The organism is Streptomyces uncialis (assembly GCF_001905345.1).
Classification (GTDB): Bacteria; Actinomycetota; Actinomycetes; order Streptomycetales; family Streptomycetaceae; genus Streptomyces; species Streptomyces uncialis.
In genome coordinates this window covers 343668-359347 of sequence record NZ_LFBV01000004.1, presented here as the reverse complement: position 1 = coordinate 359347, position 15680 = coordinate 343668, and the positions used below count along the sequence as shown (strand labels likewise).

General features: G+C 71.5%; 14 protein-coding genes and 1 pseudogene. 4 read left to right on the top strand and 11 right to left on the bottom strand.

Annotation, left to right across the window (positions count from 1 at the left end; translation table 11 throughout):
* The first annotated feature begins 17 nt into the window (after positions 1-17).
* Genes AB852_RS18645 through AB852_RS18635 form a run of 3 tightly spaced genes read left to right on the top strand, consistent with a single transcriptional unit; the run spans position 18 to position 2594 of the window.
* Entirely contained in the window at positions 18-806 is a 789-nt protein-coding gene (locus AB852_RS18645; RefSeq protein WP_073789754.1) for an ABC transporter ATP-binding protein, read from the top strand.
* Positions 793-1788: an ABC transporter permease gene (locus tag AB852_RS18640; protein ID WP_079184746.1), complete on the top strand. Its 996-nt coding sequence runs from the start codon at positions 793-795 to the stop codon at positions 1786-1788. Before AB852_RS18645 ends, AB852_RS18640 begins: the two co-directional genes overlap by 14 nt.
* Positions 1789-1793: 5 nt before the next feature.
* Complete coding sequence (locus AB852_RS18635; protein WP_079184745.1) at positions 1794-2594, top strand: sirohydrochlorin chelatase; 801 nt, start codon at positions 1794-1796, stop codon at positions 2592-2594.
* A 118-nt stretch (positions 2595-2712) separates the two neighbouring features.
* Here AB852_RS18635 and AB852_RS18630 read toward each other — a convergent pair whose 3' ends face one another.
* From AB852_RS18630 to AB852_RS18600, 7 genes and pseudogenes are all read right to left on the bottom strand, one after another.
* Complete coding sequence (locus AB852_RS18630) at positions 2713-4212, bottom strand: outer membrane protein assembly factor BamB family protein (RefSeq protein WP_178391058.1); 1500 nt, start codon at positions 4210-4212, stop codon at positions 2713-2715.
* A gap of 95 nt (positions 4213-4307) precedes the next feature.
* Positions 4308-4706, bottom strand: a complete 399-nt coding sequence (locus tag AB852_RS18625) for a nuclear transport factor 2 family protein (RefSeq protein WP_245876825.1) — start codon at positions 4704-4706, stop codon at positions 4308-4310.
* Positions 4699-5316, bottom strand: coding sequence for a DUF1697 domain-containing protein (locus AB852_RS18620; RefSeq protein ID WP_073790444.1), 618 nt, complete (start codon positions 5314-5316; stop codon positions 4699-4701). The genes AB852_RS18625 and AB852_RS18620 overlap by 8 nt, the downstream gene beginning before the upstream one ends.
* Positions 5317-5427: 111 nt before the next feature.
* Positions 5428-6679, bottom strand: a pseudogene (gene mgt, locus AB852_RS18615) (macrolide-inactivating glycosyltransferase).
* A gap of 208 nt (positions 6680-6887) precedes the next feature.
* Positions 6888-8180, bottom strand: a complete 1293-nt coding sequence (locus AB852_RS18610; protein WP_073789746.1) for an extracellular solute-binding protein — start codon at positions 8178-8180, stop codon at positions 6888-6890.
* A gap of 38 nt (positions 8181-8218) precedes the next feature.
* On the bottom strand, positions 8219-9142 hold the full coding sequence (locus AB852_RS18605; RefSeq protein ID WP_079184744.1) for a carbohydrate ABC transporter permease: 924 nt from the start codon (positions 9140-9142) through the stop codon (positions 8219-8221).
* A complete protein-coding gene (locus AB852_RS18600; protein WP_425444175.1) occupies positions 9139-10074 on the bottom strand; it encodes a carbohydrate ABC transporter permease in 936 nt (311 codons plus the stop codon). Before AB852_RS18600 ends, AB852_RS18605 begins: the two co-directional genes overlap by 4 nt.
* A gap of 201 nt (positions 10075-10275) precedes the next feature.
* On the opposite strand from AB852_RS18600, the gene AB852_RS18595 reads away from it, so the two are divergent.
* Positions 10276-11232 carry a phosphotransferase enzyme family protein gene (locus tag AB852_RS18595; protein WP_073789743.1) on the top strand — a complete coding sequence of 319 codons (957 nt, stop codon included), beginning with the start codon at positions 10276-10278 and terminating at the stop codon, positions 11230-11232.
* A 578-nt stretch (positions 11233-11810) separates the two neighbouring features.
* On the opposite strand, the gene AB852_RS18590 is transcribed toward AB852_RS18595, so the two are convergent.
* From AB852_RS18590 to AB852_RS18575, 4 genes are all read right to left on the bottom strand, one after another.
* Complete coding sequence (locus AB852_RS18590; RefSeq protein ID WP_178391057.1) at positions 11811-12026, bottom strand: ferredoxin; 216 nt, start codon at positions 12024-12026, stop codon at positions 11811-11813.
* A 5-nt stretch (positions 12027-12031) separates the two neighbouring features.
* Positions 12032-13258 (bottom strand): cytochrome P450, encoded by a 1227-nt coding sequence (locus AB852_RS18585; RefSeq protein WP_073789741.1) that lies wholly within the window; start codon positions 13256-13258, stop codon positions 12032-12034.
* Between the two features lie 338 nt (positions 13259-13596).
* The gene (locus AB852_RS18580; protein WP_073789739.1) at positions 13597-14328 is read right to left on the bottom strand and encodes a 3'-5' exonuclease; all 732 of its coding nucleotides are present in this window, start codon (positions 14326-14328) and stop codon (positions 13597-13599) included.
* 96 nt (positions 14329-14424) lie between these two features.
* Complete coding sequence (locus tag AB852_RS18575) at positions 14425-15666, bottom strand: SAV2148 family HEPN domain-containing protein (protein WP_073789737.1); 1242 nt, start codon at positions 15664-15666, stop codon at positions 14425-14427.
* Positions 15667-15680: the final 14 nt, after the last annotated feature.

Here is a 15680-nt window from a genome sequence, read left to right as displayed (position 1 = left end):
CTCAGGAGGTGACGACCATGGCCACGACCTTCGCCAAGGCCGCCGACGGTATCCGGCACGCCGCTCCGGCGGCCCGGATCGAGCATGTCTCGAAGTCCTTCAACGGTCCCGCCGGGGCCCAGCTCGTCCTGGACGACATCACCCTCGATGTCGCGCCCGGGGAGTTCGTCACCCTCCTGGGGGCGTCGGGCTGCGGGAAGTCGACCCTGCTGAACCTGGTCGCCGGGCTGGACCGCCCGAGCACCGGGACCATCAGCACCGAGGGGCGGCCCGCCCTGATGTTCCAGGAGCACGCGCTGTTCCCCTGGCTCACCGCGGGCAAGAACATCGAACTCGCCCTGAAGCTGCGGGGTGTCACGAAGTCCGACCGCCGCGACAAGGCGGAGGAACTGCTGGAGCTGGTACGGCTGAAGGGCTCGTACGGCAAGCGGGTGCACGAGCTGTCCGGCGGGATGCGGCAGCGGGTGGCGATGGCCCGCGCGCTGGCGCAGGACAGCCAGCTGCTGCTGATGGACGAGCCGTTCGCCGCGCTCGACGCGATCACCCGCGATGTGCTGCACGACGAGTTGACCCGCATCTGGCGGGAGACGAAGGTGTCGGTGCTGTTCGTGACGCACAACGTGCGGGAGGCGGTACGGCTCGCCGAGCGGGTCGTACTGCTGTCGTCCCGGCCCGGCCGGGTGGCGCACCAGTGGACGGTGGACATCCCGCAGCCGCGCCGTATCGAGGACAGCGCCGTCGCGGAGCTGTCCGTCGAGATCACCGAAAAACTGCGTGGGGAGATCCGCCGCCATGGCCAGCACTGACCCGACCGCCGGTCACGACGGCACCGACGGAACCGGCCGGGACACCGTCCCGGCCGGGGGCGGCACCGTCACCAAGGAGGACCCCGCCAAGGGCACCGGCGCCCAGGGCCGGGCCGACAGCGATCCACACGACCTCGCGGGACTGGAGGCCGGGCTCGACGCGCTGGACGCCGTGCCGAGCAGCCGCACCCCGCTGCGCCAGACCCTGGTGCAGAAGGTGCTGCCGCCGCTGATCGCGGTGGCGCTGGTGCTGGTGGTGTGGCAGGTCCTCGTCTGGGCGGAGGTCACCGAGAGCTACAAGCTGCCCGCGCCGGCCGAGGTGTGGGACGAGGTGGTGACCGCCTGGCAGCGGGGCACGCTCCTCGAATACATCTGGACCAGTGTGTCCCGGGGTCTGCTCGGGTTCCTGCTGGCCCTGTCGATCGGCACCCCGCTGGGGCTGGTGGTCGCCCGGGTGAAGTTCGTCCGGGCGGCGATCGGTCCGATCCTCTCGGGCCTCCAGTCGCTGCCGTCGGTGGCCTGGGTGCCGCCCGCGGTGATCTGGCTCGGGCTGAACGACTCCATGATGTTCGCGGTGATCCTGCTGGGCGCGGTCCCCTCGATCGCGAACGGTCTGGTCTCCGGTGTCGACCAGGTGCCCCCGCTGTTCCTGCGGGCGGGCCGCACCCTGGGCGCCACGGGACTGCGGCACACCTGGCACATCGTCATGCCGGCGGCGCTGCCCGGTTATCTGGCGGGACTGAAGCAGGGCTGGGCGTTCTCCTGGCGTTCGCTGATGGCCGCCGAGATCATCGCGTCGTCGCCGGAGCTCGGGGTGGGCCTCGGACAGCTGCTGGAGAACGGCCGTACCGCCAGCAGCATGTCCATGGTTTTCCTCGCCATCCTCATGATCCTGATCGTCGGTATCGCGATCGACCTGCTGATCTTCAGTCCGCTGGAGCGGTGGGTCCTGCGCAGCCGCGGCCTGCTGGTGAAGAGCTGATCGTCATGAACGAACCGGTCCTGTTGGTCGTCGCCCACGGCAGTCGTGACCCGCGCCATGCCGCGACCGTGCACGCTCTGGTGGAGCGGGTACGGGCGCTGCGGCCGGGGCTGCGGGTGGAGACCGGCTTCCTCGACTTCACCGTGCCGTCGGTCGCGGCGGTACTGGAGTCACTGGCCGCCGAGGGCGTCCGGGACGTGGTGGCCCAACCGCTGCTGCTCACCCGGGCGTTCCACGCCAAGGCGGACATCCCCGCGGTGCTGCGGGAGGCTCCCGCGGCGCTGCGTATCCGGCAGGCCGGGGTCCTGGGACCGTCCCCGCTGCTCACGGCCGTGCTGGAACGGCGGCTGTACGAGGCCGGGCTCACGCCCGGCGACAAGCCCGCGACCGGGGTCGTCCTGGCCTCGGCGGGCTCCACAGACCCGGAGGCGATCGCGGTGATCGCAGAAATCGCGCGGGAGTGGCGGCACACCGGTTGGTGCGCCGTGCGGCCCGCGTTCGCCTCCGCGTCCCTTCCCCGTACCGAGGACGCGGTACGGGAGCTGCGCGCGCGGGGGGTCCGCCGGATCGCGGTGGCCCCCTATGTCCTGGCCCCGGGCAGGCTGCCGGACCGGATAGCGCGCGGCGCGGCCGAGGCGGGCGCCGATGTGATCGCCGGGGTACTGGGCCCCGCGCCGGAGGTGGCGCGGGTCCTGCTGCGACGCTACGACGAGGCGGCGGCCCGTCCGGCGGCGTACGGTCCCCCGGCTCATGGCGCCCCGTCGTACGGCCCCGGGGCCCGGCAGCGGGTCGCGCTGGGCGCCTGAGCGCCTGAGCGCCTGAGTACGAACCGGACGTATGTGTCCGGCACATGGCCGGCCCCCGTGCCCGTGCGGGTACGGGGGCCACGCCGTTTGTCGTGCCTGGTCATGGACCGGGACGCGTTCAGTCCTTGGGGGTGAGACCCACAAGCGGCGGATAGCTACCGCTGGACAGGTTGACGAGTATCCAGCCGTCATCGGGCCCAGCGAGGATATCCACGCCTGACCCCGTCTTCGTCGCTCCTTCGTCGATCACGGCACCGTGGTCGTGCTGCTTCGCACCGGTGTACGGATCAAGGCTGAGCACCCGTTGGTCGTTCACGTAGACCCCGATCCGCCCGCCCGCGACGGTCAGCGACTGGACGGAGTCCCGTCGGCTGTCCCCGACCTTGACCAGCCATCGCCGTTCCCCGTCCCGCAAGGAGTACGCGGAGACATGATGGGCTTTGCCGGTGCCAGAGGTCTGGGTGATGGCGAACAGGGTGCCCCCGTGCACCACCGCGCCTTCCAGGAAGATTTCCCCATCGGTCCCCACCCGCTTCATGATCATGGGTTCACCGCTGTCCCGTTCGAACGCGACCACGGCGTCGAGCCCCCGCTCGTCGCTCTCCTTCACCTGGATCACCAAGGGCTCGGCGGAGATCACGCCGACCTCGCTCATGCTGGTCTCCGTCGGCAGGTCCTGCCTGTGAAGCTCCTTGCCGTTCCCGCTGTCCAGGGTGAGAACCCGGGTCGTCACCTTGTCGGCACCTAGAGGGTCGCAGACCTCCACGATCCGGGTCCGGCCGCCCGCCGCGGACACGAGTGCGGGCCCGCAGTAGTCGTCGTCCGCCCGGTAGGTCCAGCGCGGCCTCCCGTCCCGCAGGCCGAAGGCCCGCGCACCGTCCTCGGTCGCCGCGACCGCCACCTCTTGGTCGACGGCGACCCGGCCGCCCTGCACTTGGGCGAAGTCGAGGTCGTCCGCGACCACCGTCGTCCTCCACAGGATGCGTCCGCTGTCGAGGTCGACCGCCGACACGGAGGCACAGGGCTTCTCGTGCCGCTGGTGGACGACGATGCCGATCCCCTGTGACACGCTGTCACTCATCGAACAGAGGGACATCCGCACCGGGGCATCGACGCTCCAGCGGCGTTCACCGTCCCGCGGGTCATGGGCGATCAGGGCGTCCTCCCGGCCCCGGATCACCATCCCGTCGTCGGTCACCCACAGCCCCTGGGTGCTCACCGTCCCGGGCCCGTCCAGAGGGACGGTCCACGCGATGTCCAGCATGGGCCCGCGTACCCACTCGGTGAACTGCCAGCCGGGCCACGCGATCAGCACGGCACCGGCGAGAGGCAGTCCGAACACATACGCCTTGTGGTAGCCGCCCGCGGCGAGGTTGGTCAGCACCACCAGCAACAGGACGAGGCCGACGATGCTGAAGAGGAAGGCGAGGAAGACCAGCCAACCGGTTCCATCGGCACTCGCCTCGTACTTCGAGTTCCTGGCCATCGAGTCCCAGCCCTGGACGTGGAACACAATGGCCATGAGTGCCAATGCCCCCGAGAGGGGACCGAGCACCCAGCGCAGCGCCAGCACCCTTGCCACCGGCGCACCGGCCGCCGGTGTTTCGTCCTCGGTCATGCACATCCCCTTGTCCCCGGGCGCTCCCCAGCACCCCATGAATGAAGATCACATCGTAGGGGCAGGGCTCCCCGGGTGGACGGGGGAAGGGACCGTCAGATCTCCTCGTCGTCGATGTACGGCGTGCCCTGGTGGAAGTACAGCCGCCAGCCCGCCTCGGTGCGGCGCCACACGGAACTGCGATGGGCGAGGCGGCCGTTGTTGTCGGTGTCGAAGGTGAGGTGGACGCAGTCCGGGGTGAGCTGCACGCCCCGCATCCGTGAGGTGGTGATGGGGCGGACGCCGTTGCCGGGCCGCTCCGCGAGTGCGACGAGGACGGAGTCACGGTCCCAGAGCCGGCCGGAGGCACCGATCTCGGTGAACTCGGGGTGCAGCAGCGCGCCGACCAGTTCCGGGGAGGGCCGCACGTCCGGGTCGAGAAGCCGCAACTCCCCCTGGACGGCGGCGTCCACGGCGGACAGCGCGTCGGCCGCGGCGGACGGGGTGTCAGTCACGGGTCATCTCCATGAGTCTGGTGACGGTGTTCCAGTTGCGGGACGTGGCGACGACGCCCTTCCACAGCGCGGGCTTCGCGAGGGCGTCGGCGAGGCGGGAGCGGCCGAGCCCGTCGGGGACGTACAGGTACAGGGCGTGGTCGCCGACGCGGAACTCCTCGGGGAGGAACGCGGCCCGGTCCAGCGCCGCGAAACGGTCCTCGTCCACGTCCTTCGAGAGGTAGGTGACGTGCAGTTGGCGTCCCTCCAGGCTCTCGGCCGGGAAGGGGCAGTCCTCGACGACGGCCCGCAGATATCCGTGGGCGCGGACCAGGATCTCCACGGCGAAGCCGAAGCGGTCCTCGACGGCCCTGCCCAGGGCGGCGGTTACGGCGTCGGTGTCCCCGCAGACGGCGGCACCGGAGCGGGCGGCGGGCCCGGCGCCACCGGTCGGCGCCCCGGCAGCGCCCGGCTCCGCCGCACCGGTCGAGAAGACCGCGTTGCCGCTCTGGAGATACGTCCGCACGTTCTCGTACCCGAGGTCCTCAAGGAGCCGTCGGAGGTCCGCCATGGGAACCTTCCGGTGGCCGCCCACGTTGATGCCCCGTAACAGCGCCGCGTACGTCGTCATGAGGTCACGATAGGGGACCTCGGGGGCCCTCTCAGGGACGCTCCGGCCCGTGCGGCCCACGGTCAGGGGGGTCTGCCCCATGACTTCCCGTACCGCCCGTGGGGTTCGCGTTCAGCCCTCGCGCGCCGCCGTGGCGGCCAGCTCCGCCTCGATCAGATCGGCCGCGCGCTTCGTCCCGCCCTCACCCGCCATGTCCGCCCGGATCTCCGCGAGCCTGCGTGCCACCTCCGGGTCGCCCACCAGGTCGAGGACGGCGGCGCGCAGCGTGTCGGCGGTCGCCTCCGCCTTGGGCACATGCCGGGCGACGCCGAGGCCCTGGAGCATGTCGGCGTTGCCGAACTGGTCGACCGCCTGCGGTACGGCGACCATCGGGGTACCCGTCGCCAGGCCCTCCTGGCTGCCGCCCGCGCCCGCGTGGGTGATGAAGGCGTCCGCCTGCCGCAGCACCGCGAGCTGCGGCACCCACGAGTGGACCTCCACATTGCCGGGCACCTCGCCCAACTCCGCAGGGTCCACGAACTTGCCGATCTGGAGCACCACATGCCAGCCCGGCAGATCCCCGAACGCCTTCACGCACTCACGGTAGAAGCCGGGTTCCTTGGTGAAGGTGGAGCCGAGCGACACCAGCAGCACCTGCTCCGCACCGGCGGGCCGGTGCCATACGCCCTGCTCACCACGGTCGCCCTGGCAGGCGCCGACGAAGGAGTACACGGATTCGTCGACCCGGTCCGCGTTCGGCTGGAGCACCTTGGGGATGAGGACGAGACTGCGGTCGGGCCTGCCGCTGAAGTCGTCCACGGACAGGTCGAGCCCGTTCTCCGTGAGCCATTCGCCGAAGGTGTCGTAGTACGCCTTGCCGCGCGGGGTCTGCTTCAACGGCTCGAACATGGGCCGGCCGACCTCCTCCTCGTACCCCTCCCACGCGACGAGGTTCGGGGAGAGCTGCACCTGGGGAACGCCCCAGCGGTGTGCGAGCACCCGCGCCGGATACGCGGTGATGTCGGAGAGCACGAGGTCCGGTTCATCGCCCTCGTAGGCCGCGATCAGCTGCGGCAGCGCCTGCCGGGCGTCCGCGAGGAAGGGCTCGATGTTGTCGATCAGCTCGGTGCCCCACTTCTCCGGTTCGTCGTCGGTGGGCAGGGTCGAGTTCCAGAGCCGGGGTTCCGCGCCGGTCGCGGCGACCTTCTCGGCGAAGGCCGGCGGAATGGCGTAGGTGACGCGATGGCCGCGGGCGACGAGTTCCCTGATCACTTCGAGGCTCGGGTTCACATGGCCATGGGCCGCGATCGAGAACATGGCGATATGGGCAGGTCGGGGGGTAGGCATACCGGGAACCATACGTGAGACGATACGTCTCGTCCAATCTGTTTCCCGGATGCCGGGGATCACTCCGGGGGCGGGGGCCGGGGGCGGGGCGGCGAGGGGGGCGGGGTCAGCCAGGGGGCGGGCTCCGAGGGGCGCGGGTCGGCCAGGGGGCGGGGTCGGACGCCGGGGGCCGGGGCCGGGCGGGGGACGAGGTCGGGGCCCGGGCCCAGAACCGGGACCGGGACCGGGACCGGGACCGGGACCGCTCAACGCTGGTAGCGCGCCAGCACCAGGTTCCCGTCCCGCTCCAGCCTGCGACGCAGTTCGTCCAGCCCGATGGCACCGCTGTAGTACTCCTGGAAGGCCGGTGTCGCCACCTTGTCCTTCCACTCGGGGTAGCCCCGTACCGACGGCGCGGGCGCCGCGCGCAGATGTGCCGCAAGCGCGGTACCGGTCGCCCAGCCATGGGTGGCGGTACGCAGCGCCGGGTCCCGCAGGGCCTCTTCGCCCGTGGGCAGCATCCAGTCACCGAGCGCCAGCCGGACCATGTTGCGCGGCTGGAGCAGGAAGTCGACGAACCGTGCCGCCTCCTCCTTGTGCGGGCTCTCCTCCGCGATCGACAGCGTCTGCGGGCTGACCCCCTGCACCGGTCCTTCCGGCCCGGCAGGCGCCGGGAGGACCCGCCAGCGGAACCCGGCCGGTGCCTGCTGCACGATCTGCTGCCGGTAGGAGAAACCGAGCGGCACCATCGCGTAGCGCCCGCCGAAGAAGCCCGGCAGCGTGTCCGAACCGCCCATCCCGAGGGTGGTGCGCGCCGCGCTGCGGTCGTCGTTCACCTGGTCGCGCACGGTCCGGGGCATCACCTCGTCACCCGGCCCGAACGTGACCCTGGCCTTGCCGTCCGCTCCCCGGACGAACATCCGGCCGCCGGTGGACAGCGACAGATTGAGCGTGGAGGAGACCGGTTCCCTGAGCGGCCAGCCCACCCCGTGCACCCCGTCCCCGGTCAGCCGCCGGGTGACCTCGCGGAACTCCGGCCAGCTCCACGGCTCCTGCGGGGTGGGGACGCGCACCCCGGAGCGCTCCAGCAGCTCCGCGTTGACGATGAGCACCTTCGGCTCCTGGAGGAACGGCACGCCGTACACCCCGTCCCCGAAGGTCACCGTGTCCCAGCTGCGCCGGGGGATGTCCCGCTCCAGCCGCCGGGACAGCAGCCCCCGCAGATCGGCGAGATACCCCCCGTACGCGAAGTCCGCGAGATCGTCCGAGGCGTCATGGATGATGTCCGGCGCCTCGCCGCCCTCGAACGAGGTCAGCAACTGGTCGTGGACGCTGTCCCAACTGCCCTGGACATAGCTGACCCGCACCCGCGGATTGCGCGCGTTCCACTCCCGGACGAGTTCCCTGGTGACGTCGACCGAGTCCTTCTGCCACGCGAGCGACTGGAACCGCAGGGTGATCCGGCCGTCGGGACCGGTACCGTCCCCGTCCCCCGCGCACCCGCCCAGCAGCAGCGCGAGAACGGTGAGGACCGCGAGCGGCCCCGAACGCCCGCGCATGTTCCCCGTGCTCCTCCCCTGCCGACGGCCGCGCCGCATCAGCTCTTCACCGCCCCGGCCATCATCCCGCCGGTGATCCGCTTCTGGATCAGCGCGAAGATGACCAGCGAGGGGATCGTGGCGAGGAACGCCGCTGCGGCCAGCGGACCGAGATCCGCCGCGCCCTCCGCCCCGATGAAGTGCGTCAGCACCACCGGCAGGGTCTGCCGCTCGGGTGTCTTCAGCAGCACCAGCGCGAAGAAGAACTCGTTCCACGCGCTGATGAAGGCGAACAGCGCGGTCGCCACGATCCCCGGCGCCAGCAGCGGCGCCACCACCGACACCAGGGTCCGCGCCCGTCTCGCCCCGTCGACCGCTGCGGCCTCCTCCAGTTCGGGCGGCACGGCACGGACGTATCCGACGAGCATCCACAGCGCGAAGGGCAGGGCCCACACCACGTACACGAGGATCAGGCCCGGTACGGAGTTGACCAGCCGCAGTTCACGCAGCACCAGGAACAGCGGAATGATGACCAGGACGAACGGGAACGCCTGGCTCACCACCACCCATCCCGTCGCCGCCCGCGCCAGTACCGTCTTCCGCCGGGCCATCACATACGCCATCGGGGTCGCCAGCACGACCGCCACCAGCGCCGCGCAGAACGCCGCGACGAACGAGTTGAGCCCCGCGCGCAACAGCGGCTGCTCGTCGAAGGCCTGCCGGAAATTCGCGAGCGTCGGATCGTCGGGCAGCCAGCCGGGGTGCAGTCCGCCCAGCTCACGCGGCGGTTTGAAGGCCGTCGAGATCAGCCAGACGAACGGGAAGGCGAGGAACACCAGATACGCCAGCAGCGCCGCGTACTGTCCGGCCCGCCGGAGCCGGGCCCCGCCCCGGCGCCGCACCGGCCGGCGCTTCCCGGGCCGCACCCGCCCGCCGGTGACCGGCCCTTCCCTCACCGCGTGTGTCACAGGGTCCCGTGTCATCGGTCGCCACCCTCCCGCAGCCGCCCCACCAGATACAGCGCGAGCAGCACCGCGATCAGCGCCACCATCACACAGCCCATCGCGGCCGCGTACCCGAACTGCCCGTACCGGAAGGCCTCCTCGTACGCGAACAGCATCGGGAGCCGGGTCCGGCCGCCGGGACCCCCCGCGGTCAGTACATAGACCAGGGCGAAGGCGTTGAAGTTCCAAATGAGGTTGAGCGCGGAGACGGCCAGCGCGATCGGGCGCAACGCCGGCCACGTGACCGTCCGGAAGCGGCGCCAGGCACCGGCGCCGTCCATCGCCGCCGCCTCGTGGAGTTCGCGCGGGGTGTTCTGGAGCCCGGCGAGCAGCACGACCGTGGTCTGCGGCATGCCCGCCCAGATCCCGACGAGGATCACCGCGGGCAGTGCCGTGGCCAGCCCGGTGAGCCAGTCCCGGCCGTCGCCGAGCCCCAGATCCCGCAGGGTCTCGTTGAGGACGCCCGCGTCGGGGTGGTAGACGAGGCGCCATATGATGCCGACGACGACCTCCGGCATCGCCCAGGGGATGATCGCCAGCGCCCGTGCCAGCCACCGCAGCCGCAGCCGCTCGTTCAGCAGCAGCGCCAGCCCGAGCGCGAGCACGAACTGGGGGATCGTCACCCCGACAGCCCACACCAGCCCGATCCGGAACGATTCCCAGAACAGCGTGTCTTGGAGCAGATCCCGGAAGTTCAGCGTCCCGATCCACTGCGTGGACCGGGTCCGGCCGGACTGCGCGTCGGTGAACGCCAGCGCGATCCCGTAGAGCAGCGGACCGACACTGAGCACGAGGATGGGGATCAGCGCGGGCAGTACCAGGAACCACGCACCGTGATCCGGACGGCGCCGGGACCTGCCGGGGGTGGGCCCGGCCCGCTCGGCCCGTTCCGTCGGGGGCGCCAGTGTCACCGGTCCGGCTCCTTCCGGGGGCCTCGTCCGGTCCGCCCACGGCGGCGGCCCCGGCCATCGTGCTGTCGCCGGCGGACCTCGTCAAGACGCCCCGCTGGCCCTTGTGAACCCCGCGAACAGGCCGAATGCGACACTTGCGCCCGGCGCCGGTCCCGGAACGCGGACGCGGTGCGGTCAGGTCGGTTCGGCGGAGGGTCGGGGATGGACGAGGCGCGGGCGCGCGAGGTGCTGGAGGCCGCGCGGGTACTGCCCGCCGACGGCGGCGGAGGTACGGACACGGGCCCCGGTGGGATCGGTGGCCCGGGCGGTACGGGAACCTGGCCCGGTACGGGAACCTGGCCCGGTACGGGCGCTGCGGGCGCCGAGCTGCTGGCGCTCGGTGAGAACGCGGTCTTCGCGGCGGGCGACCTCGTGGTCAAGGTGGGCCGCGGCGCCGAACTGCTGGCGCGGGCCCGCCGGGAACTGGCCGTCGCGGCCTGGCTGGCCTCGGCGGACGTACCCGCGGTCCGTGCGGCGCGTCCCGATCCGCTGCTGGTCGACGGGCATCCCGTGACCGTGTGGTGGCGACTGCCCGACGCGGTCCGGCCCGCGGGCGGACGTGACCTCGCGACGCTGCTGCGCAGGGTGCACTCCCTTCCCTCCCCGGAGATCGAGCTGCCCCGCCGTGAGCTGCTGGGCGGGGTGGAACGCTGGCTGCGGCTGGCCGGTGACGCGATCGATCCGGCCGACGCCGCGTATCTGCGGGAGCGGCGGGACGGTTTCGCGGCGGCCGCCGCCGCGCTCACCCCTCGGCTCGTCCCGGGGCCGATCCATGGTGACGCGCTCCCCCGCAATGTCCATGTCGGCCCGGACGGGCCGGTCCTGGTCGATCTGGAGACCTTCGCCCACGACTTCCGCGAACACGATCTGGTGGTCATGGCCCTGTCCCACGACCGCTACGGCCTGCCCGGCCATGAGTACGACGCGTTCACCGACGCGTACGGCTGGGATGTGCGGGAGTGGGACGGCTGCGGGGTGTTGCGGGGCGCGCGGGAGACTGCGAGCTGTGCGTGGGTCGCGCAGCATGCCCCGGCCAATGCGGGGGCGCTCGCGGAGTTCCGCCGCCGGGTGGGGTCCCTGCGGGACGGTGACGAATCAGTGCGTTGGCACCCGTTCTAACGGGTCGTCCTGGCTTCCGTCCCTTGGTTTCGCGTGCTGGACGCACTTGTTCCTGTGCCGTCGCTCGTGGGTTTCGTGTGCTGGACGCACTTCGTTCCTGTGCCGTCACTCGTGGGTTTCGCGCAGTTCCCCGCGGGTCGCCTTCGCTTGCGCTTCCCAGGTCTGTCCGGCAGGACGCACTTCGTTCCTGTGCCGTCGCTCGGTGGTTTCGCGCAGTTCCCCGCGCCCCTTTGGGGCGCGTTCTGCCGGTCCTTTGGGTCGGGGCCGGTCGGGATTCTCCGTCCTCGATCCGACACGCTCGGCACGACGTGACCTTGCCCGACTGAAGAGCATCGGAGTCTGCGAGCAGAGATTCCCGCCCACCCCCTCCCGCAGCCATGCGACTGCACGAGGAGGAGGGTGAAAAACAACCCCAGGTGGGCGCCCCCAAAGGGGCGCGGGGAACTGCGCAAAAATGAGGACCGACCCGCACCCGGAGAGCGACCGCAAGGGGGCAGCATCCAGGGGCGCGGGGAACTGCGCACCCAACGAGCGACCCGCAGGGGAACAAGTGGGTTCAGCCGGGGGACACGGACACGTCACCCGGTGAGGGTGATCGCTTCTGCGGGGCAGAGGCCGACTGCCATCCGGGCGGCGGGGCGGTGCTCCGGAGCCGGCGCGGGGCTGAGGAGCACCACCAGGCCCTCCTCCTCGTCCTGGTCGAACACGGCGGGAGCCGTCAGCGCACACATACCGGCGCCGACACAACGCTGACGGTCGACACCGAGACGCAGCGGCGCTCGCGGGTCGCTCATGGCGGCTACACCTGATCCCAGGTGACGGGCAGGCTGACCACCCCGTAGATGTTGGAGCGCTCACGCAGCGGCACCTCCCGCGGCGGCACCGCGAGCCGCAGCGTGGGGAAGCGGGCGAGAAGCGCCGGGAACGCGACGGCCATCTCGACGCGGGCGAGCTGCTGGCCCAGGCACTGGTGGACGCCGTGGCCGAACGCCAGATGCCCCGTGGCCTTGCGGTGGATGTCGAGCCGGTCGGGGTCGGGGAACCTGCGCGGGTCCCGGTTGACGGCCTGCACGGAAACGGTCACCGTCTCGCCCGCCTTGATGAGCGTGCCGTCCACCTCGACGTCCTCAAGCGCCGACCGGAGAAGGGGGTCGGCCACGCTGAGGTAGCGCAGCAGCTCCTCCACGGTCTGCGCGGCAAGGCCCGGGTCCGCGCGCAGGGCGTCCAGCTGGTCGGGGTTGCTGAGCAGGGCGAAGGTGCCGAGGGCGAGCATGTTCGCGGTGGTGTCGAGTCCGGCGGCGAGCAGCAGCCCGCCGATTCCGGCCAGTTCCTCGTCGGTGAGGTCGGAGGTGGTCAGATCGCTGAGCAGGTCGTCGGTGGGCTCGGCGCGCTTGGCGAGGACGAGTTCGCCCAGGTACTGGAGCAGCGCCGTATGGGCATCGCCCTTGGCTCCCGCGTCCGCCGTCTGGTCGAAGAGGGTCGCCACCTGGCTCTGGAAGCGCTCCCGGTCGGAGTACGGGACGCCGAGCAGTTCGCAGATCACAAGTGCGGGCACGGGTTGCGCGAAGGCCTCCACCAGGTCGGCCGTGGGTCCGGCCTCTTCCATGGCGTCCAGGCATTCCTTGGTGAACCGCTCGACGCGTTCGGTGAGTTGCCGCATCCTGCGGACGGTGAACCTACCGGTGAGCAGGCGCCGGTAGCGGGTGTGCTCGGGGGCGTCGAGGCCGATGATGTCGCCGATCGGCGCCGGGGGTATCTGCCCCGGCATGCCTTCCATCGGCTCCGGCAGATGTAAGAGTTCGTAGCGTGAGCTGAAGCGGGGGTCGGCCAGGGTCGCGCGGGCCGCGGCATGGCCGGTGACCAGCCGGCCCACATGTCCGTCGGCGTAGCGCATACGGCGCATCGGCTCATCGCTCAGGGCGGTGAGCCCTTCGGGCGGGTCGAAGGGGCAGCCGGTGTGCCGGTCGGTGGGCAGGGTGGGCAGATCGTCGGTGGTGGTGCCGACGGCGTTCGGGTCGTGCGACATGGGTTCTCCCGTGATCGTGGGCCCAGGTGCGGCTGATGCGAAGCGGTGAGGCGGTCCGAGGCGAGTGGCGGATACCGCGAAGGTGCGGCCCTGAAGGCGCGGATCACGCCCTCGGCCATGGCGCCATCATGGCACACCTTTGGCGCCGCGGCGAGCCAATGTGACCCCCCAGCGCCTGCCGGGGCCCTGACCTGCAATGCTCTGCCGAACGCCGACGCGATAGCGCATATTCGTCAGCAGGATCAGCGCCACCGAGCCATCTCCGTGGCGCCAATATGGCACCACCGGCGCCGGCGTCAGCGGCCTCCCCGGTGAACCCGGGGCGGGCGTCCCGCTCGCTAGACGCCGCCGGTCACGGAGTCCGTGAGTTCCCGCATCGGCCACTCGGAGTCCACCACGGCGGTCTCGTTCCCCTTGCGCCGCAGGAAGCTCTGGAAGTCGGCGGCCCACTCGGCGTACCAGCCGATCTGCCGGCGGTGCAGCTCCGCGGGGCCCACCTCGGCGACCTTCGGGTGCCGCTCCGCTATCGCGCAGGCGAGGCGCGCCGCGGCCAGCGCGTCGGCGCAGGCGTCGTGCGCGGTGCCGAGCACCACCCCGTACTCGGCGCTCACCGCCTCCAGGTTCCGCTTGCCCCGGCGGTACCGCTCGACGGTCCGGTCGATGGTGTAGGGGTCGATCACCGGCGCCGGGTCGAGGCCCCCGAGCCGTTCGCGCAGGGACGGCAGGCCGTGGCGGCGGAGCTCGGCGGACAGCAGGGTGAGATCGAAGGCCGCGTTGTAGGCGACCACCGGGACCCCGGTCTTCCAGTAGCCGGTGAGGACATCGGCGATCGCGTCGGCGACCTCGGGGGCCGGGCGGCCCTCCGCCTTCGCCCGCTCGTCGGATATCCCGTGCACCGCGGAGGCCTCCCGCGGTATCGGGACGCCCGGGTCGGCCAGCCACTCGCGTCGCCCCAGCGTCCGGCCCGCCCGCACTTCGATCACCGCGGCGGTGACGATCCGCGACTCACCCGGATCCGTCCCGGTCGTCTCCAGGTCGAATCCGACCAGCAACTCCTGGTGCCAGCCCATGCGGCGCCCCCTCCTTCGTGGTGCTTTATCCCCCGGTGGTTCTCACCCTCGCACGGGCCACTGACAACAGGACGGCAGGCCGACTCCCCGGCCGGTTCAGGACACGGGCCGGGAGTCGGCCCACGCCGTCTCGAACTCCTCCCGGTATGTCTCGAAAAGGCAGCTCTCGCCGGGTTCACCCGGTTTCACGATCCGGCCGCCGCCGCGCAGGACGAACACCGGCGCCTCCATGCCGCGGGTGCGGCGCAGATACGTCTGGACGACACCGACGCCGTCGGGGCCGTCCCCGTCCACGAGGTAGGCGGTGAACCTCGGGGTCTCGTCGAAGACCTGGATCTCGAAGGCGCCCGGGTCCCGCAGCCGCGCGCGTACCCGGCGCATGTGCAGGATGTTCATCTCCACGGAACGGCTCAGCTCACCGCGTTTGAGCCCCAGCTCGCGCTCGCGCCGTTTGACCGAGCTGGAGGCGGGGTTCAGGAAGAGCAGCCGGACCCGGCAGCCGGACTCCGCGAGCCGCATCAGACGCCGCCCGGAGAAGTTCTGGACCAGCAGATTCAGCCCGATGCCTATCGCGTCGAGCCGCCGCGCGCCGCGGAAGATGTCCTCGGCCGGGAACTGCCGCAGCAGCCGCACCCGGTCCGGGTGCACCGCCACCACGTCGGCGTACCGGTCACCGACCAGGTCCTCGACCGCGTCGACGGGAAGCCGGCGGCCGGACGGCGCGTCGGAGCCCGCGCCGAGGATCTCCAGGAGCCGCGCCGAGGCCCGCTCGGCCTGGGCGAGGACGGCCTCGGACAGGGCCCGGTTGCGGGAGACGACGTTGCGGGTGACCTCCAGTTCGTCGAGTGCCAGCTCGACATCGCGGCGGTCGTCGAAGTATGGCTCGAAGCAGGGCCAGTGCTGCACCATCAGCTCACGGAGCTGCGGCAGGGTGAGGAAGCTGAGGACGTTGTCGTCGGCGGGGTCGAGCAGATACCCCTTGCGGCGGCTCACCTCCCGGACGGCGACCGCGCGCTGCACCCACTCCTGCCCGGCCGGTCCGGCCGCGGCGACGACCCAGTCGTCGCCGTGCACCGGTTCGTAGACCGGACGCAGTACAGCGGCCACGACGGTGCGCAGCCGCTGTTCCACGAGGTTCAGCCAGATGTAGGCCCGTCCCGCGCGCTGGGCACGGGTGCGGACCTCGCTCCACTGTTCGGCGCCCCAGACGAGTTCGGGGCCGATCTGTGATCCCGTCTCCATGGGGCGGGCCAGTGACACCGCTCCGGGCGGGCCCTCGGTGGAGCCCCCCTCGTGACCACTGTCACCAGGTGGCAGCTCCAGCCCTCCCGAGCTCACCCGCGCACCGCCTT

Bases quoted from the DNA above. Each gene is read 5' to 3' on its own strand.
- AB852_RS18645 (WP_073789754.1), top strand. From the start codon at position 18: ATGGCCACGACCTTCGCCAAGGCCGCCGACGGTATCCGGCACGCCGCT.
- AB852_RS18640 (WP_079184746.1), top strand. From the start codon at position 793: ATGGCCAGCACTGACCCGACCGCCGGTCACGACGGCACCGACGGAACC.
- AB852_RS18635 (WP_079184745.1), top strand. From the start codon at position 1,794: ATGAACGAACCGGTCCTGTTGGTCGTCGCCCACGGCAGTCGTGACCCG.
- AB852_RS18630 (WP_178391058.1), bottom strand. From the start codon at position 4,212: ATGACCGAGGACGAAACACCGGCGGCCGGTGCGCCGGTGGCAAGGGTG.
- AB852_RS18620 (WP_073790444.1), bottom strand. From the start codon at position 5,316: ATGACGACGTACGCGGCGCTGTTACGGGGCATCAACGTGGGCGGCCAC.
- AB852_RS18610 (WP_073789746.1), bottom strand. From the start codon at position 8,180: ATGCGCGGGCGTTCGGGGCCGCTCGCGGTCCTCACCGTTCTCGCGCTG.
- AB852_RS18605 (WP_079184744.1), bottom strand. From the start codon at position 9,142: ATGACACGGGACCCTGTGACACACGCGGTGAGGGAAGGGCCGGTCACC.
- AB852_RS18595 (WP_073789743.1), top strand. From the start codon at position 10,276: ATGGACGAGGCGCGGGCGCGCGAGGTGCTGGAGGCCGCGCGGGTACTG.
- AB852_RS18590 (WP_178391057.1), bottom strand. From the start codon at position 12,026: ATGAGCGACCCGCGAGCGCCGCTGCGTCTCGGTGTCGACCGTCAGCGT.
- AB852_RS18585 (WP_073789741.1), bottom strand. From the start codon at position 13,258: ATGTCGCACGACCCGAACGCCGTCGGCACCACCACCGACGATCTGCCC.
- AB852_RS18580 (WP_073789739.1), bottom strand. From the start codon at position 14,328: ATGGGCTGGCACCAGGAGTTGCTGGTCGGATTCGACCTGGAGACGACC.